Below are 19,041 nucleotides of genomic sequence, written 5' to 3'. Positions count from 1 at the left end.
TCCGGGGTCAGCGCAGCACGCGGTAGATCAAGTGGGTGACGTTGCTGGTGGTCCGCGACCCGATCTGCTCGAGGTTCATCGGCGGGACGCCGTCGAACAGCCGCGTGCCCGCGCCGAGCGTGATCGGCGCGATGTGCAGCCGCAGTTCGTCGATCAGCCCGGCGGCGAGGTACTGGTTGACGGTGGTCGCGCCGCCGTGGATGGAGATGTCGCCGTCGCCGGCCGATTCCTGGGCGCGCTTGAAGGCCGCCTCGATGCCGTCGGTGACGAAGTAGAACGTGGTGCCGCCCTCCATCGGCTGCGGGTCGCGCGGGTGGTGGGTGAGCACGAAGACGTCGGAGTGATACGGCGGGTTGTCGCCCCACCAGCCGGTCCACGGCCGGTCCCACTCGCCGCGGACCGGGCCGAACATGTTGCGCCCCATGATGAACGCGCTGGCCGAGGTCCCGCGGTCGAGCTCGGCCCGGTTCTCCTCGGCGTTGGCGTACCAGGCGTGCAGCTTGTCGCCCCAGCCGTCGCCGCCGTCGTCACCGAACGGGCGCTGCTCGGTCTGGTTGAGCCCGGCGGTGTAGCCGTCGAGCGAGATCGTCAGGTCACAGGTCACTTTGCGGGTCATCGTGCTGTCCTCCCAGTGTTGTTGGGACTCAGCATGGAGCAGGCGAGGTATGACGTCCAATGCCAAACTCGCGCCGGATTCATTGATATCGTTGATGGATGCTGAACCTGGTCCATCTCAAGGTTCTCGCCGCGGTCGCCCGGCACGGCTCGGTGACCGGGGCGGCGAAGGAGCTGCACTATTCGCAGCCGTCGGTGAGCCACCACCTGTCCCGCCTGGAGGCCGCCACCGGCGTCCGGCTCGTCCAGCGGGTCGGCCGCGGGATCCGGTTGACGCCGGAAGGGCGGCTGCTGGCCAACCGGGCCGCGGAGATCCTGGGCCGGGTGGACGCGGCCACCACCGAGCTCGCCGCCCAGGTCGGCCTGCAGTCCGGCCGGGTCCGGCTGGCCGCCAACGCGTCCACGCTGAGCACGATCGTGCCGCGGGCGGCCTTGTCGCTGGCCCAGGCGTACCCGGGCCTCGAGCTGAGCCTGTTCGAACGGCACCCCGTCGAGGCGCTGGAGATGCTGCGGCTCGGCGAGATCGACGTCGCGCTCGTGTTCCGGCACGCCGACGACCCCATCGGCGACGAAGAGTTCCGCCTGCTGCACATCGGGAACGACTCGATCTACCTGATCAGCCAGCGGCCCAATGACACCCTGGCCAACCACCGCCACTCCGCCTGGATCGGCGGCTGCGACCGGTGCCAGGCCGAGCTGAACGCCGTGTGCCAGCACCACGGTTTCACCCCCCGCATCGCCTCCCACAGCGACGACATGGTGGTCGTGCAGGCCTTCGTCGCGGCCGGCATCGGCGTCAGCACCCTCCCCGGCTACGCCCTCCAAGCCCACCGCCACCCCGGCATCCACGCCACCGAACTCACCGGTTTCGAACGCCAGATCCACGCCGCCACCTACGGCGACCCACCCGACCCGCCCGCCGTGGCCGCCGTGCTGGCCGCGCTCGCCGAAGCGGCGAGTCAGTGCCGCGAGGCTAATGATCGCGTCGCTGACCTCGATAAACAGACATAAGCGGCGACGGGAGGGGCGATGACGACCTCTGAGTATGTCCTCGGGCATGACGACAAGGAGCTGGCGCGGCTGGACCAGCAGGCGATGATGCTGGCCGACTCGACCGTCAGCCTGCTGCGGCTGGCCGGTGTCACGACCGGTATGCGGGTGCTCGACCTGGGCACCGGGCTCGGCCACGTCGCCCGGATGGCCAGTGACCTGGTCGGGCCGTCCGGTCAGGTCACCGGCGTCGACCAGGCGGAGTCCGCTCTCGCGGTCGCCCGGTCCCGGTCGGATGCGGTGACCTTCCTGGCCGGTGATGTCCGGACGTTCGAACCCGAGTCGCCAGTGGACGCCGTGGTCTGCCGGCTGGTGCTGGCCTACCAGCCCGACCCTGTCGAGGTGGTGCGGCGCTGGATGGGGTTCCTGCGGCCGGGCGGCGTGCTGCTGGTGATGGAGTACGACATGAGCGGCTGCCGCGGCATCCCGCACGAGGGACTGATCAAGGACGCGATCGGCTGGGTCGACCAGGCGTTCACCGTGGTCGGCCAGAGCCAGCGGCTCGGCCCAGACCTGGCCGGGCTGATGGACCGGGCCGGCCTGCGGGACGTGAAATCCCTTGGCTGCCAGCTGTACCTGCGCCCCGGCGACCCGGGTGGGCCGGCGATGCTGGGCGGTGTGGTGCGATCGCTGCTGCCCGCCATCGAACGCGCCGGGATCGCCTCCGCCGCCGAAGTCGGCATCGACACCCTCCAGCAACGCCTTGCCGAACAACAGAAAACCGGTAACACCATCATCTGCCCACCCGCGCTGGTCGGCGCCTGGGGTCACCTCTGACGGCCCGAACCAGGCAGTGTCCTGTAGGGCGTTGCAGTGCGGGTCTGCCGGAACGGTATGGCACATGGAAAAACCGCGCATTGCCGATGCGGGTGATCGCCACGCCAGGCCGGGACAACCCGCAACTGCTGCCGCTGCTGAACGGTATCCGAGTGGAGCGTGTCGGGCCTGGGCGTCCTCACACCAGGCCCGACACCTTATCGCTGACAAGGCCTATTCGCATCCCTCGGCCCGCAAGACCCTGCGGCGGCTCTGGTTGCGACAGCTCGCAGGGTACTGCCTATCCGGCGGCGTTCATCAGGTCGAGCGCGCTGTGCTGGCGGGCGGCGTCGCTGCGCTGGAACGGGCCGGCCCAGGGCTGGTCGTAGGAGTCGGCGCTGGAACGGTCCTGCGCGTAGGCGGTGGAGGCCTGGCGCGTGAGGTAGGCGGTGTAGGGGTGGTCGGGCAGAGTTCTGTTCAGTGTGGACAGTCCTCGGACGTAGATTCCCTTGAAGGAGGGGACGTCTCCGCCGCCCCCGTTGTCGAACAGGATGCCGCCGGGGTTGAGGAACGTGCTGGTGGTGGAGGCGTTCGCGAGGGTGCGGGCCTGGGTGACCAGGCTGCTGTCGCCGGTGGCCCTGGACAGTTCGGTGAGGGCGGCGAGCGGGACGCCCTGGTTGTAGCTCCAGGGTGTCTGGTTGTTGTTGGTGCAGGTGGATGTGAGGCCGTCGTTGACCAGGTTGGCGCTGTTGATCATGCCGCTGGCGCGGAACCAGGTCCAGCCGGTCCGCGCGCGTTGCAGGTAGGCGGTGTCGCCAGGGATCCTGTTGTGCAGGGCGGCGTTGAGCTGGACGTACAACGAGTTGGTGATGGCGTTCTTGTAGGTCCTGCTTGAGCTCCACCACACACCGCCGCCGCACACCGAATCCCAGTACCGGAACATGTGATCCGCGTCCGCCCGGGCGGTGTTGAGGTATCGGCTGTCGCCGGTCAGGTCGAAGGCCGTCACCCACGCGAGGCCCCACCAGGCGACGTCGTCGTTGTAGTCGTTGATGAAGTTGCCTTGCCAGGCCGGGAGATTGAGGTCGTAGGTGCGGGCGATGGTGTAGCGGTAGCTGCCCATCCCGGTGACCCGGATGTTGTCCAGGGTCGCGGTGAGCGCGTTGGCGGAGTTCCACCAGCCGGTGGTGTCGAACAGGCCGTTGCCGAGGTTGTAGCGTTCCATCAACGCCGTGGCCGCGGCGGTCCGGCGTTCACCGGCGTTCCAAGTCGTGCGATACCAACTGGTGCAGGCGATGGACGGCGACCCGGCCGGCTGGCCACAGGCGCGCAGCAGGCCGACGCCGAGGTTGGCCCAATCGTCCACGTTGTACATCAGGGTGCGCCAGCCGCCGTAGCCCGGCGGAACCGTTGTGTTGCCGAGCTTGGATCCCGAACCCCAGCTGACCCCGGCGTCGAACGACCGGTCCAGCCAGACGGCATCCCCTTGCCCGCCACCGTTGATCGCGGCCCATCCCATCGCGTCCGCGTCGTCGAAGTGCAACGAGACCTGCCGTCCACCGACGGAGACGGCGCTGGGTAACCGGTCTGCCGGGGCGAGGGCGGGATCGCGGGTATCGCAGTACTTGTTGCAGATGACGGCCAGCGGAGCGGGTGTGGCGGCTCCCGATGACGGTGGGCCGCCCGGCGTCGAAGTCCGGGTGCCGCCGGGCCGGTAGGGCGATCGCTGTTTGCTGGGCGGTAGCGCGGGATCGCGGTTATCGCAGTAGTTGTCGCAGTCCACGGTGGGCTCCGGGGCCTTCGGCGCCGCCTGAGCGGGCAGGCCGGCAACGAACGCGGACATCATGACAGAGGTGAGTAGAACGGCTCTCAACACGAGACCTCCCCAGAGCAGGGTGGGTGGTCCGATGGAAGGTGAGAGCGCTCTCAATCGCAGGCTAGGGTCGTGCCGCCCGCGACGTCAACATCCCGGGGCGGACAGGTTTTTGTCCAGTTCCGCGTCGCCGGATCTGGCCGAATCGGATGGTGCCGCGCCCCCGCGCCGGTGTTTGTGCTGGTGAGTAGGCCTTTTGGACTAGTTGCAAGATTCGGTGCGCACGGTTGAGTGCTCATGGTGGGACGTCGACGACCACGATCGCGGCCCCGGCCGAAGAGCGGCTGACACGGTCTGGGTTGGAACTCCCCGACCACAGCACCTGCGCGCTGGACGCGGACGATCAGGCCGAGCTTCGGTAGCGCGGGGTGGCAAGCCGGTGGCTCAGCGCCGCGACCACCTCGTCGTGGCTCGCGCCGAAGCGGAGGAGGTTGAGTCCGGTGCGGACTGTCCGGACAGGACTCAAGTGTTCCCGCTTCGAGCCTGCTCGGCCGCCTGCTGGCAGGAACGCCACCGAATCGCCCGCTCCCGGCGGCAGCAACGGATCGCGGCTGACCTGGCGGCCGTTCACCGCGGCGGCGACGTGCCGGTCCAGCACCGGCCCGGCGAGCTCGGCGGCCTCACCCAGCGTGGCCTCGTGCCAGCAAGCGCGCCGAACCGCTCAATGGTGATCTCCGGGGCGGGTCGGTTGCGGGCGGCCGCGTTGTCGCGGCCACGGCCGCCGCGATGCCCCCGCACCTCGCTGAGAATAGCCCGATCTTGATTCCGGGCTCCGGGTCCAACTAGTCTCTCTGTGACTAGTTGGTTGGAGGTGTAGACCGGTGTCCAGCGCCGCGGTGGTGGGGACGGTCGTCCGGGAGGGCGACTACGTGCAGTGTTACCTGTGTGAACGCTGGTTCCGGTCGGTCACCGCGCACCTGCCCTCGCACGGCTGGGACCACCTGGCCTACCGGGAGGCGTTCGGCCTCGAACGCGGGGTGTCGCTGGAGGGCATGGCCACCCGCCAACGCCGGGAACGGGCGTTCCGGGTGCGGCGGGACGCCGATCCGGTGTTGCGGGCCGGGGGAGAGCAAGGGCGGGCGCTGGCCCGGTCCGGAGCACTGACCAAGGCCGCCGCCGACGCCTCGCGGGGCCGCCCGCAGCCGGAACAACGGCGGCGCAAGACGTTGCAGACCCTCGCCGCCACCTCACCGGAGGCGCGCGCCGAGGGCAGGCGGCGCCAGGTCGCCGACCAGCTCCGGCAGACCGCCGCCGAGGCGGCCACCCGGCTGGGGTTCGCCGACATCGGCTCGCTGGTGCGCGACCGGGTCGCCGCCGGGGCGAGCCTGGCCGCGATCAGCCGGGAAGCCGGGCTGCACAAGGACTGGATGTGCCGCAATCTGTCCACTGTGGACCCCGAAGCCGCGCGGTTCGCCGAGGCCAGCCCGGCCGGCCGGGTCTGGGACGCACCCTGGCTGCCGAAGCTGGAAAAGCTCGGCTTCGCCGACGTGGCAAGCTATCTGACCGATCGTCATGTCGTGCGGTCGTGCACCGTCCGCGCCATCGCGGCCGAGATCGGGGCGAGCCGCAACGCCGTCGAGTCGGCCCTGGCCCGCCACGGCCTCCAGCAGACCGCGCACGCCACCAAACGCAAGGTCCGCGACGAACGCGCCGCAGCCCTCGCGAGCCGTTTCGGTTTCCCCGGCATCGACTCGTACCTCGCCGATCGCCGAGCCGCGGGGATGAGCTGGCGCGCGATCGCCAGGGAAAGCGGCCAGCCGGAGACCTGGATCCGCCGCCGGGCAGGCGTTTCGGCCTAGAGCAGGTCTTCGACGAAGCGCAGGGCCGCGGCCGCGTTCGTGTAGCGCCACGCCCGCAGCACCGCGTCGAAGCCGTCCTGTTTGCGGGCCGTGGCAAGGGCTTCGACGATGGGTTCGAGCACTTCCTGCTGGCGTTTCAGCAACGGACCGGACTCGATCCCGCGGCGGTCGAGCAGCGCCAGCTTCAGCAACAGGTGCGAGCGCAACTCGCGGACGTGGACGACCGGCTGCCGCAGCCAGTCCTCGGCGGCGGCCCGGCCCTCGGGAGTGAGCTGGTAGACCGTCCGCTGCGGGCCGGGGCCGGACTCCACGGTGCGCGGTTCCAGCAGGCCCGCGGTCTCCAGCCGGCCGATCGACCGGTAGATCATCTGCCGTGGGATCTGCCAGACCCGGCCGACCGGGCCGCCCTCGGCGGTCAGCGCGGCGATGGCGAACCCATGCCGAGGCTCCTCGGCCACCAACGCCAGCACGACCCACTCCGGCAACGCCCACTGCATGCCCAGAGCCTAGAGCCCCAGGACGCGAGTCACCGCCCGGGTGACGCCCACCGCGGCGCGCAGTTGGCGTACGTCGGGCTGTCGAGCAAGGGCGCCGAGAATTGTCCACTATGGACGATGCTCGACTGAGGTCCACAGTGGACGCGGCTATTTCTTCGGCGTGACCGTCACCGGGATCGTGATCCGCAGCGCGCCGCTGGTGGCGGTGAGCGTGCCGCCCTCCGACTTGGGGCCCGCGTGCAGGCGGAAGACGAACGTGACCGACTCGCCCGGCGCCAGCTGCTGGCCGGACGAGCACGTGACCGTGCCCTTGCCCGCCGGGCAACCGACCGTTCGCGGCGCGGCGTTGAGCACCAGCAGCGGCGGCCCGGCGAGGTTGTTGCCCGGTCCGACCACCTTGATGTTGTCCGGCAACGACAGCGTCAAGGTCGGGGCCGGTGCGGGTCCCGTGCCGGTGTTGCTGATGGTGATGGGCAGGTCCGTGGGCGGGCCGCCGGTGGTCATCGCGAACGCGGAAGGGGCGTTCGGAGTCAGGGCCGGTGCGCCGTTCGGAGCACTCGAAGTGCCTGGCGTGCCCGGGGGTGCGCCGGCACTCGGGCCGCCACCGGCACCCGGCGGTGCCACTGAGGTACCGGCTGATGGCGCGACGCTCCCGCTGGGCACCGAGGAAGCCGCCGAGGAGCTGGTCTGCCCGACCGGCGCCGTGGACGTGCCCTGAACGCTGGACGCGGGCGGTCTGGCGATGGCCGAGGGCCCGGCGGGGGTGGCCGGCCCGCCCAGTCCCGTCACGATGGCAACGGTCAGCGCCACGGTCGAGGCCGCCGCGCTGAGCAAGGGAGGCGTCAAGGTCGCGCTGGTGGCGGCGACCGTCGCCGCAGCGCTCGCCTTGCCCGCCGTGGCGGCCAGGTAGCCCGCGGTCCCAGCGCCGAGAACGAGCGGCGCGACAACCGCACGCAGCGCTCGGTTGACGTCGGCCAGTTCGGCGGCGAGGGCCCGGCAGTTGTCGCATTTGTCGAGGTGCGCCTCGACCTGGGCGGTCTCGCGTTTCGACAGCCCCTCACGCGTCCAGGCCCCCAGCCTGGCGGCCGTGGCGCGGCAACGCTCCGACGGGGCGTGCGCCACGTGCGCCTGCAGGTACGCCTTCCGCAAGCCTTCACGGGCCCGGTACGCCAGTGCGGAAACACCGTTGCTGGTCAGGCCGAGCAGCGGCGCGACATCTGCGGGCGGCTCACCCTCGATCTCGGTGTGCCACAACACCGTCTGCCACCGGTCGGGCAGGGCGGAGAACGCGGTGGCGGCCAGCGACCGGTTCAGCTTCTCCTCGGCGGTGTCGTCGAACGGCACCGCGGTGTACCGCTCGGCGCCCGCGACGGCCTCGACGTCCTCGGCCAGCTCGAGCTTGCGCTCCCGCTTGGTCTTGTCGTAGGCGGTGTGCCGCAACGCGGCCAGCAGGTACGGGCGGAAGGCCGTCTCCGGGCCACCGCCCGCGCGCAGCGACGACAGCACCTTGGCGAAGGCCTCGGACACCAGGTCGTCCGCCTCGATGGGGGAGCGGGACAACTGGCGCGCCAGGTTGCGGGCGGAAGCCACGTGGCGCGCGTAGAGCTTGCCGTAGGCCTCGAGGTCCCCGCCGCGCACGGCTTCGATCAGGTCGACGTCCGAGGGAATGACCTCGGTCGCGTTCTCGGTCCACCTGGTGGTGGCCGTGCGGTCCCTTTCCCGGTCCGGCGGCCGGACGATCGCGGCCGAGCTGTCCCGCGGCGGACGCGTCGCCCTCCGGCGCGCCTCCGCGTCGGTGGTCGCTGTGCCGAGACGACGGCCGAGGGCGCGGTCGAGATCGGCGCGTAAGACGGTCGCGTCGCTCGACCGCCACCGCTCTAACTCGCCCTCATCTGGGTGCCCGATCACCCGGTCGTCCCCTCTCGGTGACATTCGTAATGGCGGGACTTTACCGGGAAACCGTGATGGCGTCGTGGGCCGAGTCGCTTAGTCCGAATGGTCGAATCCCTCTTTCTGGTGCGCTTTCGTGCGCGACGGATCATTCCGCCGGCCGACCGGTCCGCAATGGACAGTCGTGGCCGTCATGTCCTTCCGCCGCCGGTATCACCGAATACCTCCCGTACAACTGGGTACCTGGCCCGGAGATACGGAGGGAGTGGCCGATGGTGGCGTTGCCGGCGTGGGCGCCGCTGCGCCGCCGGGCGTTCCGCGCTCTGTGGACGGCGCAGTTCGTGGCGAACGTGGGCACGTGGGCGCAGACGGTCGGGGCGCAGTGGCTGATGGGCGACCTCGGCGGTGGCGAGCTGGCGGTGGCCCTCGTGCAGACCGCCACCACGCTGCCGGTGTTCCTGTTGGTGGTTCCCTCCGGAGCACTCGGCGACATCGTCGACCGGCGCCGCCTCCTGCTGACCGGGCAGGCGTTCATGGGCGTGGGCGCCGGAGCGCTCGCCATCCTGACCGCCGTGCACCTCATGACGCCGTGGCTGCTGCTCCTGCTGATCGGCGTGATGGCGGTCGGGCAGGCCGTGTCGGTGCCGTCGTACCAGGCGATCCAGCCCGAACTCGTGCCGCGCGACGAGATCCCGCTGGCCGCGATGCTCAACGGCGCCAACATGAACCTGGCCCGCGCGGCCGGACCGGCCCTGGGCGGTGCGCTGATCGCGGCAGTCGGCCCGGCGGCCACGTTCGCGTTCAACGCCGTCTCGTTCTTCGGTGTGTTGCTCGTGCTGTACCGCTGGGACCGGCCGCCCGACCGCCGCCCGCTGGGCAGCGAGCACATCCTCAGCGCGACCAGGGCGGGGCTGCGCTACATCCGCAACGCGCCCCGGTTCGCGACGGTGCTCGCCCGGTCCGCCCTGTTCATGGTGTTCGCCAGCGGTCTGTGGGCGCTGTTGCCCGCGGTGGCACGCGACCAGCTGGGACTCAGCGCGGGCGGCTACGGGTTGCTGCTGGCCGGCGTCGGTCTCGGCGCTGTCATCGGTACGGTGGTCGTCCCGGGACTGCGTGACCGGATCGGCACGGGCGCGATGGTGAACCTCGCCATGGCCGTCTTCGGCGGAACCATGATGGCCGTCGGACTGTCCGGCTCCACCATCGTGGTCGTGGGCGTGCTGCTGGTGGCCGGCATCGCGTGGATCGGCGTGCAGTCGACCCTCAGCGCCACCGCCCAGATGCTGCTCCCGGCGTGGACCCGCGCCAGGGCGTTGGCCTACATGCAGTTCGTGTTCATGGGTGGCCAGGCGCTGGGTGCGCTGGGCTGGGGAGCCGTCGCGGAAGGCAGCCTCACCGCGGCATTCGTCATCCCGGCGGCCGGGCTGCTCGTCGCGACCCTGATCAGCGTGCGAGCGCTTCCGTTGCCGGAGGCCCGGTTCGACGTGACCGCCGTGCGGCACTGGCCGGAGCCGGCCGGCGCGATGAGCGTGGACTCCGAGGCCGGCCCGGTGCTCGTCATGGTGGAGTGGCCGGTCGAACCGGCGCACGCCGAGACCTTCGGCCGGCTGATGCGGCAACGCATGCGCCGCTCGCGCCGGCGAACCGGCGCGACCTTGTGGGGTCTGTTCCAGGACACCGGCGACAGGTGCCTGTTCGTGGAGACGTTCACCGTGGCGACCTGGCACGAACACTGGCGCCAGCATGTCGAGCGCGGCACCGTTGGCGACCGGGACCTCGAAACCGAAGCCCGCGGCATGCTCTTGCCCGGTGCGAAACCCCATGTGCGGCACTTGATCTGGGTCTGAAGGGTTCGCGACCCGACAGCCGGGTACACGGGACCTGTGCCCGGTACGGGAAGGACGCTGCGGATCACAACGGTTTCGCAGCCCGGCGATCTGACGACGGTGGTGCGCCTGTCCGGCGAGGTCGATGCCGACAGCAGCCGCACCCTGGACCACCAGCTGCGCACCCGGATGCCGGTCGCCAGCCGGTATCTCATCGTGGACCTGAGCGAGGTCACGCTGATGGGCGCGGCCGGGATCCGGGTGCTGCTGGAACACACCAAGCGGCTGGCCGGCAGCGGCCGCCGGATGCTGACCGTCGCGTCAACCCCGCACATGGTGCGGCTGTTGCGGCTCACCGAGGCCACGGGCGCGCTCAACATCCACCCCAGCATGCCTTCGGCCATGATCGCCTGCCTGACCCGGTTCGATGCCCGCGGGACGGGTACGCCGTCGGGGTGACCAACTTTCTCGGTATCTACCTGAAGGACCAGCTCGCGCTCGGCGTGGCCTGGCGGGAGCTGGCGCGCCGTTCGCGGGGCAGCAACCAGGATTCCGAACTCGGCCGGGCACTCGAGCTGGTGTCGGCGGAGATCGCCGAGGACGTCGACACGTTCCGGACCATCATGCGCAGGCTCGGGATCCGGCCGGACCCGGTCAAGGTGGGCATGGTGATGGTGGCCGAGCGGATCGGCCGGCTCAAGCCGAACGGGCGGCTGGCCTCGTACTCGCCGCTGAGCCGGTTCGAGGAGCTCGAGTTCCTGGTGATGGGCCTCCAGGGCAAGAAGCAGCTGTGGGGGACGCTGCGCGACCTGGCCGGGCTCGGGACGTCCCTGCCGGACATCGACTTCGACGCGCTGATCGACCGGGCCGAGCACCAGCTGCGGACCCTGGAACCATACCGCGTGCGCGCGGGCGTCGAGGCGCTAGAGCTTCGGTAGGTCCTGGGCCATGCCGATCAGCGGGGCCAGCGGATCGCCGGTCCGGCCGACGCGGTCGAGCACGGTGCGAACGGTCCAGCGATCCGGGCGCAGGCCGGGATCGTCGAGCTCGTCCCACGTGATCGGCACGGACACCGGCGCGGTGGGCTTCGGTCGCACGCTGAACGGTGCGACGAGGGTCTTGTTGATGGCGTTCTGGGTGTAGTCCAGCCGGGCCAGCCCGGCCCGGTCGTCGCGGTACCACTGCCAGCTGACGAGGTCGGGAACCGTGTGCCCCACGGCGCGGGAGACCTTCTTCACCCACTGCCTGGTGTCGTCGAACGTGTAGCCCGGCCGCACCGGTATCCAGACCTGAATGCCGCGCTGCCCCGTCACTTTCGGCATGCCGGTCACACCGAGGTGGTCCAGGGCCGTCCGGTACAGCCTGGCGAGCACCAGAACCTCGTCGAACGAGGTGCGCGCCCCCGGGTCGATGTCCACCAGCGCCCACGTCGGCTGCTGGACATCGGTCAGGCTCGACGTCCACGGGTGCAGTTCGATCGCCCCGAAGTTCGCCATCCACACCAGCGCGGGCACGCTGTCGAGGACCGCGTAGCACTGCGTCTCGTCCTCGTCGGCGTTCCTGTTGTGCCACTGGGTCAACCACTTCGGGGCGTGACCCGGCACTTCCTTGTGCCAGAACCCGGGTTGCTCGACGCCGTCGGGGTAGCGGTGGCCGTTCACCGGGCGGTCGGCCAGGTACGGCAGCATGAACGGGGCGATCGTGGCGTAGTACCGGACCAGTTCCCGTTTGGTGATCGGCGGATCGGCGGGGAACAGGACCTTGCCGAGGTTGGTCAGCCGGACCTCCTGACCGCCGACCGTCCAGCGGCCGGTGTCCTTGATCGCGTCGAGCGCCGCCAGCTCGTCCTCGGTGGGTCCGTTGAAGTCGCTGTGCCCCACCGCGCCCGGCTCGGCGGCACCCTCGCCATTGGCCCGGCGAGCGCGCTGCCGCTGCACCACGGCTCGGCTCGGCTTGTCCGTCACACCTGCCGATTACCCGCGTGTGCAGCGGCTACGCACCAGCCCGGATCAGCGTTGCGTCATGCGGGATGCACGCGCGGGGCGGCTCAGCAGGATGCCCAGCGCGATCATGCCGATGCCCAGCACCAGGTGCAGCCAGTTGTCCGCGTCGTCGAGCGGGACGAAGTTGGCGGCGCTGTTCATGTCGATCACCAGGCCGTAGATCCACAGAACCAGGTAGATCACGCCGCCGCCGATCAGGAACGCGCGAGCGGCCGAAGCCGTCCGCGCCATCGCGATCCCGGCCACCCCGAAGGCGAGGTGCACCAGGTTGTGCAGGATCGAGACGTTGAACAAGCCCAGCAACTGGGCCTCGGAGTGGTGTCCGGCGAACGTCATGGTGTCGTAGTTCGTGGTGATGCCGGGGATGAACCCGGCGATCCCCACCACCAGGAATACGATCCCGACGACCAGAGCCGCCGCCTGGACCGGGGTTCGGGTGACACGTTGCGTCTGGGACATGAGTCCTCCCTGCGCGGTCCGGGAGTCTCCCGGCCTCGCGAGCGGCTACCCGGCTGGAATCGCTCGAAACGGGCGTCAGCTCGTGGTTGCCGGGACGCGGGTGCTGTGGTCGAGCTGCGGCGGCACGGTGACACCGCCGTAGTGGGCCGCGCCGAGCGTCACGGCGACGACCAGGGCGGTGAGGCCGGTGACCGCCCCCATGCGCGCGGGCAGCCGCATTGTTGCCGGGGTGCCGGTCTTCTCGGGCCGGACGGCGGGCAGACTCGTTGTGGCCCAACGGTATATGCGGGCACCGACGAACACGAGCGTGGCGCCGATGATGAAGAAGTCCGCGACGTTGAAGTAGTACCGGCCGATCGGGACGAAGTCGACGGCGCCGCGGACGCTGCCCGGCGCGGTCAGCCGGTGCATGCCAAGCCGGTCAAGGAGGTTGCTGATCCAGCCGCCGATCGCGAGGGCGGCGGATGCCCGCAGCACCACCGGATGCCGCCTGCGCAGGAAGGCGAACACGGCGAGGACGAGCACGACGGCGCCGAGGAAGTCGAGCACCGCGCCGCTCACCGGGCCGGCGTACCAGCGGTCGACCGCCGGGCTGACCAGGGGGTCGCCGCCGAAGTTGATCCGCGCGTGCGGCACTTCCCGCCAGGCCCACCACTTGGTCGCCTGATCGGTGAGGATGACCGCGACGAGGGCGAACACTGTCCACTGTAGACGAGCGGACTGCTGCCGCCCGTCGACCCGGGCATGGGTCATCGCGCCTCCCTGCTGGATACCGGAAATCCCGGCGCACCAAGGAAAAGCGCGCTCGGGAACGTCGGCATCGCGGCCGGGCGGCACTTCCGGCGACCGGCCCGGACGGATCGACTGCCGTACCGCGAGGATCCCCCGGGCCGTGCCGTTATAAACCTGTTGTGGTCCCGTTAGGGGGCAGGTGTTTATCCCATGTCCGCCTGGGAAGCCACCTACGCCATGCCGGAGGTGCTCGGCTCGGGGTGCGGTGGCTGGTTCAACACGATGTCGGCGACCGACGCGCCGTCGATCAGAACCTGCACCCGGCCGAGGGCCTCTCGCAGTTGCTTGCAGGCCCGGTGGAACATCTTGGGGTCACGGGCGTCCAGGGAACAGTCGATGATCCGGTAGATGTCGCGGAGGCGGTAGAGGAAGTTCACGTCGCTCATAGCCTGCTCCCTCTCCGAAGGGATGACTCTCTTCCGGTCCGGCTACCCCCCGCCTGATCATTCCAAACGAGCACGGACCGGACGGGGGAACACCCGGACTTCCCGCAATGGCGTTGTTCTGACGTCATCGAGCGCGTCTACGGGCAGCAGGACGCGACCGACGACCAGGAGAACTCCCGCCCCGATTGACCCCTTCTCAACGTCCGGCGGTCCTGCCAAGGTGGGGTATCCGCCGACGTTCGCAAGAAGGAGCCTGGGGATGTCTCCAAGAGCGCGAAGGCTTGGTGTCGTGGTGGCCGCACTGGCGGCGGCGCTGACCGGTACGGCCAGTGCGAGCCCGGCACCGCACGCACCACTTGTGCTTACGACAGGTGGCCTGGTCCGGGGCGTGGCCACCGATTCCAGCGACCAGTTCCTCGGCATTCCTTACGCCGCACCGCCGACCGGAGCGTTGCGCTGGCAGCCGCCCCAGCCCGCCGCCCGCTGGCACGGCATCCGCGACGCCAGCAAGTTCGGCGCCGCGTGCGCGCAGCCGGCCGGCCCGTTCGGCCGGGCGAGTGACTCCGAGGATTGCCTGTACCTCAACGTGTACACGCCATCGAGGCCCGCGTATGGCCGGCCGGTGATGGTGTGGCTGCACGGCGGCGGCCTGGTCAGCGGGTCGGGTGACCTGTACGACCCAACTGGACTGGTTCGCAACGGCACGGTCGTGGTGACCATCAACTACCGGCTCGGCGCGTTCGGGTTCCTGGCGCACGCCGCCCTCGCGGACAAGCCGGGCGGGCCGTCCGGCAACTACGGGCTGATGGACCAGCAGGCCGCGCTGCGCTGGGTGGAACGCAACATCGCCCGGTTCGGCGGCGACTCGCGCAACGTGACGATCTTCGGTGAGTCCGCGGGCGGCCTGAGCGTGCTCTCCCAGCTCGCGTCGCCGACGGCACGGGGACTGTTCGACCGCGCCATCGCGCAGAGCGGCGCCTACGCGCTGACCCAGCGGTCCCTGCAGTCGGCCGAAGCCGCGGGTCAGGCGTTCGCCACGGCGGCCAGCTGCGCCGACCAGTCCGCGGCCTGCCTGCGGGGCCTGTCCGTGGCCGCGGTGCTCGCCCACCAGAACCAGGACGGTTACGAGCCGAACATCGACGGCAAGGTGCTCACCCAGTCGATCGGCACCGCGTTCGCGTCCGGCCAGTTCGCGCGTGTTCCGGTGATCAACGGGTCGAACCGCGACGAGTGGCGGCTGTTCGTCGCCCAGGCCGAACTGGCAGGTCAACGGGTCACGGCGGACAACTACTTCGCCTCGATCCAGCAGGTCCTCAACGTGCCCGCCCAGGTCGCGAACGTCATCGCCGCGCAGTACCCGCTGAGCGCCTACCCGAGCCCGCCGCTGGCGTTAAGCGCGGTGGGCACCGACGCGATCTTCGCCTGCCCGGCGCTGAAGGTGGACACGGTGCTGTCGAAGTACGTGCCGACGTTCGGCTACGAGTTCAACGACGAGAACGCGCCGCCGCTGCTCCCGCCGGTCAGCTTCCCGCAGGGCGCCGCGCACGGCACCGAGCTGGAGTACCTGTTCAAGCTGCCCATCGGTGGAGCGCTGTCGCCCGATCAGGAACGGCTGGCGGCGGCCATGCGGCAGGCCTGGACCACCTTCGCGGCGTCCGGCAGGCCGCCCGCGGTCTGGCCGAAGTTCACCCCGGCCACCCAGCCGCTGCTGTCGCTGGTCCCGCCGAAGCCACAGGTCGAGACCGATTTCGCCACCGTCCACAAGTGCGCGTTCTGGTCCGGTTTGCCGGGGTAGGGCAGGATGCCGGGATGACCGGTACCCAGCTGGCTGAGGTGATGGCCGAGCTGGCCGCGCTCGAGGACCCGAAGATGCGCGCGGCCAACGAGAAACGCGGTGACGACCACGGCCTGAACCTCAGCAAGCTGCGTGCGGTCGCGAAGCGGCTGAAAACGCAGCAGGACCTGGCGCGCGAGCTGTGGGCGACCGGGGACACCGCCGCGCGGCTGCTGGCGCTGCTGGTCTGCCGTCCGAAGGCGTTCACGCGCGACGAGCTGGACACCATGCTGCGCGAGGCGCGTGCCCCCAAGGTGCACGACTGGCTGGTGAACTACGTCGTCAAGAAGAGCCCGCACGCCGAGGAGCTGCGGCTGGCCTGGTTCGACGATCCCGATCCGGTGGTCGCGAGCGCCGGCTGGGCGCTGACCACCGAACGCGTCACCAGGAAACCCGACGGTCTCGACCTGCCGGGGCTGCTCGACGTGATCGAGGCCGAGATGAAGCAGGCCCCCGACCGCCTGCAATGGGCGATGAACCACACGCTGGCCCAGATCGGCATCGACCACCCCGGCCAGCGCACCCGCGCGATCGACATCGGCGAGCGCCTCGAAGTCCTCAAGGACTACCCGACGCCACCGAACTGCACGTCCCCGTTCGCGCCGATCTGGATCACCGAAATGGTGCGACGACAGTCCTAAGAGGACTGGTCGGCGAGGTGTTCACGGAGGAACGCGGTGATCTCCGCGCGCGCGATCTTGGCCTGGGGCATCAGGTTCGGCAGGCTGAGGAACGCGTGCGGCGCCCCGGGATGTTCGGTCAGCCTCGCCGGGGTGCCCGCCTCGCGGAGCCGTTCGACGTAACGACGGCCGTGGTCGGCCACCGGGTCGACGGTCGGCACCACCACGAGCGCCGGAGCGACGCCGGTCAAATCGGCGTGCAAGGGGGGCAGCGGTTCTGGGTCCGTGCCCAACGGAATCGCCAGCGTGTGGAAGAACCGCAGCAGGTTCATCGTCAGCATCGGGCTCTGCGCATGCCGGGTCATCGAGTCGTGGTCGAACATCTTGGCGGTCACGTCCAGGGCGGGATTGACCATCACCTGTGCCCGGATATCCTTGCCGCGCAACGCGATCAGCGCGGCAATCAACGCGCCGCAGCTCTCGCCGAACAGGGCGGTCCGCGGCGGATCGATGCCCCAGACCGTGGCATGGTCCAGGACGTGCCGCAGGACATCCCCCCGTCGCGCCGCGGCCGGTACACCCGCACGCGGACCTCGCGGTCGGGCAAGGTCACCTCCTGCCAGCGGATCGCGGCGCCGCGGTCCGGTCGTCGTCAAGACGACGATCTACCGCCGCTGGCCGTCGAAGGGCGCGCTGATCGTGGACTGCCTGTTGGATGCGTTGGGCCCGGTTCCGTTGACGGGCGCCGATCCGCGGGCCGACATGGCGTCGGCCATCCGCTGGATCGCGGCCAAGATCGGCGAACCCGGGCTGGGCGCGGCGTTCGCGGGCGTGTTCGTCGACGCCGTCAGCGACCCTTCGCTGCGGGAGATCCTGTCCAGCCGGTTCCAGGACCCGTACCGGATCGCCACCCAGGAGGCCCTTGGCGAACCGGAACACCGGGTGCTGTTGTTCATCGACGTCGTCGTCGGCACACTCTTGCACCGCCTCGGCATGACCGGCGCCCCGATGGTGGAGGCCGACGTCACCGCCTTGAGCGACATGGTCCTGCGGTACTTCGCCGAGGAGACCTGAGATTCAGCTGTCCCGGGCTGCGTCGACGAGGGTTTCGGTGGCCCAGCGGTAGTCCGGTTTGCCCGACGGGGACCGTTGGATCTGGGGCACGACGTGGGTGAAGCGGGGAAGCTTGTACCGGGCGATCAGCGGGGCGAGGTGGTTTTCCAGGTCCTGCCGGGTCGGCACGGCCGCGGTGGGCCGGATTTGCAGTACCGCGGCGACTTTCTGGCCCCAGCGCGGGTCCGGGATGCCCGCGACCACGGCGTCGGTGACCGCGGGGTGGGTCTTGAGCGCGGCCTCGACCTCCTCGGGGTGGATCTTCTCGCCGCCCGAGTTGATGCAGATGGCGCCGCGGCCGAGGAAGTTCACGGTGCCGTCACTGTCCACTGTGGCGTGGTCGCCGGACAGGACCCAGCGGACGCCTTCGACTTCAACGAACGTGCGGGCCGTCTTGCCGGGATCACCGTAGTAACCCAGCGCGATGTGACCGCGGCGGGCCACCTGGCCGACCACGCCGCTGCCGGGCGCGACCGGCCGGAGGGTGTCGTCAAGGACGGTTGTGGTGTCATTGACGGTGAAGCGCAGGCCATGGTCCATGCCCGCTCCACTGTGTCCGGTCTCCGTGGACCCAAAGCTGTCCACAATGTACAGATCGGGCAAGTGCGCGCGCAGCCGGTCGCGGACCGGTTCGGTCAGCAGGGCTCCGGCGCTGGCGATGATCCGCAGCGACGGCAGCGGCCGGGGCTGTGCGTCCAGGGCTTCGACGAGCGGCATGGCCATCGCGTCGCCGACGATCATCATGGTCTGGCAGCCCTGTTCCTCGATCACGCGGACGGCTTCGCCGCCGGAGTACTTGCGGACCAGGCAGACCTTGCCACCACCAAGGAACGTGATGAAGGCGGCGAGCACGGCAGTGCCGTGCATGAGCGGCGGCGCGGCGAACATCACCAGGGGAGGGGCGGCGGCCGCGCGAGGCCCGGCGTCCTCGGGGCGCGCAAGTGGTGGCGCGCCACCACTCATGCCGCCGAAGAGCAGGTCCTCATGGCGCCACATGACGCCCTTGGGCAGGCCGGTGGTGCCGCCGGTGTAGATGATCACCAGGTCGTCGGCGGAACGGTCGGGCAAACCGGTCCGGTCGACGGGCTGCTCCGCCAACGCTTCCTCATACCGCAGCGAGCCGGGCAGTTCCGCGCCGACGGCGATCAGGTGCCGTAACCGGGGGACGGCAGGCAGAACCTCGGCGATCCGGTCGGCGAACTCGGTGTCGTACACCAGTCCGACGAGATCCGCGTTGTCGTAGAGGTACCGCAGTTCGTCGCGGACGTACCGGTAGTTGACGTTGATCGGCACCGCGCGGATCTTCATCAGGGCGAGCATGGTCTCGAGGTATTCGGCGCCGTTCATCAGGTGGCAGCCGACATGGTCACCGGGCCCGATACCGGCCGCGGTGAAGTGGTGGGCGAGTTGGTTGGCGCGCCGGTCGAGTTCGCGGTAGGTGAGGGTCTTTCCGTTCACGGACAGGGCTTCGCGGTCGGGGACCGCGTCGGCGATGTGCTCGAACAGGTCGGCCAGGTTGAATTCCATT

Annotated in this window: 20 protein-coding genes; 9 read left to right on the top strand and 11 right to left on the bottom strand. The window is 70.1% G+C overall.

Annotation, left to right across the window (positions count from 1 at the left end; translation table 11 throughout):
• Nucleotides 1–7: 7 nt before the first annotated feature.
• A complete protein-coding gene (locus AB0J95_RS15965) occupies nt 8–616 on the bottom strand; it encodes a dihydrofolate reductase family protein (protein ID WP_364757658.1) in 609 nt (202 codons plus the stop codon).
• Nucleotides 617–714: 98 nt separating this feature from the next.
• Between AB0J95_RS15965 and AB0J95_RS15960 the strand changes: the two genes are divergently transcribed.
• Together AB0J95_RS15960 and AB0J95_RS15955 are read left to right on the top strand one after the other, a co-directional pair.
• Entirely contained in the window at nt 715–1,626 is a 912-nt protein-coding gene (locus tag AB0J95_RS15960) for a LysR family transcriptional regulator (RefSeq protein WP_364757656.1), read from the top strand.
• A gap of 18 nt (nt 1,627–1,644) precedes the next feature.
• A complete protein-coding gene (locus AB0J95_RS15955) occupies nt 1,645–2,442 on the top strand; it encodes a methyltransferase domain-containing protein (RefSeq protein WP_364757654.1) in 798 nt (265 codons plus the stop codon).
• A gap of 280 nt (nt 2,443–2,722) precedes the next feature.
• On the opposite strand, the gene AB0J95_RS15950 is transcribed toward AB0J95_RS15955, so the two are convergent.
• Both AB0J95_RS15950 and AB0J95_RS15945 read right to left on the bottom strand, forming a co-directional pair.
• Nucleotides 2,723–4,264, bottom strand: a complete 1,542-nt coding sequence (locus tag AB0J95_RS15950) for a glycoside hydrolase family 76 protein (protein ID WP_364757652.1) — start codon at nt 4,262–4,264, stop codon at nt 2,723–2,725.
• Nucleotides 4,265–4,637: 373 nt separating this feature from the next.
• Nucleotides 4,638–4,892: a hypothetical protein gene (locus AB0J95_RS15945; RefSeq protein ID WP_364757650.1), complete on the bottom strand. Its 255-nt coding sequence runs from the start codon at nt 4,890–4,892 to the stop codon at nt 4,638–4,640.
• A 223-nt stretch (nt 4,893–5,115) separates the two neighbouring features.
• Here AB0J95_RS15945 and AB0J95_RS15940 point away from each other — a divergent pair, with 223 nt between their 5' ends.
• Nucleotides 5,116–6,093, top strand: a complete 978-nt coding sequence (locus tag AB0J95_RS15940; protein WP_364757649.1) for a hypothetical protein — start codon at nt 5,116–5,118, stop codon at nt 6,091–6,093.
• On the opposite strand, the gene AB0J95_RS15935 is transcribed toward AB0J95_RS15940, so the two are convergent.
• Complete coding sequence (locus AB0J95_RS15935; RefSeq protein ID WP_364757647.1) at nt 6,090–6,590, bottom strand: PadR family transcriptional regulator; 501 nt, start codon at nt 6,588–6,590, stop codon at nt 6,090–6,092. The two genes, AB0J95_RS15940 and AB0J95_RS15935, sit on opposite strands and share 4 nt — an antisense overlap.
• A 147-nt stretch (nt 6,591–6,737) precedes the next feature.
• The gene (locus tag AB0J95_RS15930; RefSeq protein WP_364757645.1) at nt 6,738–8,522 is read right to left on the bottom strand and encodes a sigma-70 family RNA polymerase sigma factor; all 1,785 of its coding nucleotides are present in this window, start codon (nt 8,520–8,522) and stop codon (nt 6,738–6,740) included.
• Between the two features lie 230 nt (nt 8,523–8,752).
• Between AB0J95_RS15930 and AB0J95_RS15925 the strand changes: the two genes are divergently transcribed.
• From AB0J95_RS15925 to AB0J95_RS15915, 3 genes are read left to right on the top strand one after another with little or no spacing between them, the layout of a single operon-like run.
• On the top strand, nt 8,753–10,327 hold the full coding sequence (locus AB0J95_RS15925) for an MFS transporter (protein WP_364757643.1): 1,575 nt from the start codon (nt 8,753–8,755) through the stop codon (nt 10,325–10,327).
• Between the two features lie 36 nt (nt 10,328–10,363).
• A complete protein-coding gene (locus AB0J95_RS15920; RefSeq protein WP_364757641.1) occupies nt 10,364–10,765 on the top strand; it encodes an STAS domain-containing protein in 402 nt (133 codons plus the stop codon).
• Nucleotides 10,762–11,244, top strand: a complete 483-nt coding sequence (locus tag AB0J95_RS15915; protein ID WP_364757639.1) for a hypothetical protein — start codon at nt 10,762–10,764, stop codon at nt 11,242–11,244. The genes AB0J95_RS15920 and AB0J95_RS15915 overlap by 4 nt, the downstream gene beginning before the upstream one ends.
• Here the strand turns inward: AB0J95_RS15915 and ligD are convergent.
• The 4 genes from ligD to AB0J95_RS15895 form a co-directional block, all read right to left on the bottom strand.
• A complete protein-coding gene (gene ligD / locus AB0J95_RS15910; RefSeq protein WP_364757637.1) occupies nt 11,230–12,270 on the bottom strand; it encodes a non-homologous end-joining DNA ligase in 1,041 nt (346 codons plus the stop codon). The two genes, AB0J95_RS15915 and ligD, sit on opposite strands and share 15 nt — an antisense overlap.
• 45 nt (nt 12,271–12,315) lie before the next feature.
• On the bottom strand, nt 12,316–12,768 hold the full coding sequence (locus AB0J95_RS15905) for a DUF4383 domain-containing protein (RefSeq protein WP_364757635.1): 453 nt from the start codon (nt 12,766–12,768) through the stop codon (nt 12,316–12,318).
• A 75-nt stretch (nt 12,769–12,843) separates the two neighbouring features.
• Nucleotides 12,844–13,521, bottom strand: coding sequence for a signal peptidase II (locus AB0J95_RS15900; protein ID WP_364757633.1), 678 nt, complete (start codon nt 13,519–13,521; stop codon nt 12,844–12,846).
• Nucleotides 13,522–13,730: 209 nt separating this feature from the next.
• Complete coding sequence (locus AB0J95_RS15895; protein WP_364757631.1) at nt 13,731–13,946, bottom strand: hypothetical protein; 216 nt, start codon at nt 13,944–13,946, stop codon at nt 13,731–13,733.
• Between the two features lie 259 nt (nt 13,947–14,205).
• Here AB0J95_RS15895 and AB0J95_RS15890 point away from each other — a divergent pair, with 259 nt between their 5' ends.
• Nucleotides 14,206–15,741, top strand: coding sequence for a carboxylesterase family protein (locus AB0J95_RS15890; RefSeq protein WP_364757629.1), 1,536 nt, complete (start codon nt 14,206–14,208; stop codon nt 15,739–15,741).
• Nucleotides 15,742–15,755: 14 nt separating this feature from the next.
• Nucleotides 15,756–16,421, top strand: a complete 666-nt coding sequence (locus AB0J95_RS15885) for a DNA alkylation repair protein (protein ID WP_364757627.1) — start codon at nt 15,756–15,758, stop codon at nt 16,419–16,421.
• On the opposite strand, the gene AB0J95_RS15880 is transcribed toward AB0J95_RS15885, so the two are convergent.
• Complete coding sequence (locus AB0J95_RS15880; RefSeq protein ID WP_364757625.1) at nt 16,418–17,056, bottom strand: alpha/beta hydrolase fold domain-containing protein; 639 nt, start codon at nt 17,054–17,056, stop codon at nt 16,418–16,420. The genes AB0J95_RS15885 and AB0J95_RS15880 overlap by 4 nt on opposite strands.
• 43 nt (nt 17,057–17,099) lie before the next feature.
• Between AB0J95_RS15880 and AB0J95_RS15875 the strand changes: the two genes are divergently transcribed.
• Nucleotides 17,100–17,474, top strand: a complete 375-nt coding sequence (locus tag AB0J95_RS15875) for a TetR-like C-terminal domain-containing protein (RefSeq protein WP_364757624.1) — start codon at nt 17,100–17,102, stop codon at nt 17,472–17,474.
• Nucleotides 17,475–17,477: 3 nt separating this feature from the next.
• Here AB0J95_RS15875 and AB0J95_RS15870 read toward each other — a convergent pair whose 3' ends face one another.
• Nucleotides 17,478–19,040: an acyl-CoA synthetase gene (locus AB0J95_RS15870; protein WP_364757622.1), complete on the bottom strand. Its 1,563-nt coding sequence runs from the start codon at nt 19,038–19,040 to the stop codon at nt 17,478–17,480.
• Between the last annotated feature and the right edge of the window lies 1 nt (nt 19,041).

It is taken from the genome of Actinocrispum sp. NPDC049592 (genome assembly GCF_040675465.1).
GTDB lineage: Bacteria > Actinomycetota > Actinomycetes > Mycobacteriales > Pseudonocardiaceae > Kibdelosporangium.
The sequence above is the reverse complement of the archived record's forward strand: the minus strand, read 5'-3'. Positions and strand labels throughout refer to the sequence as shown.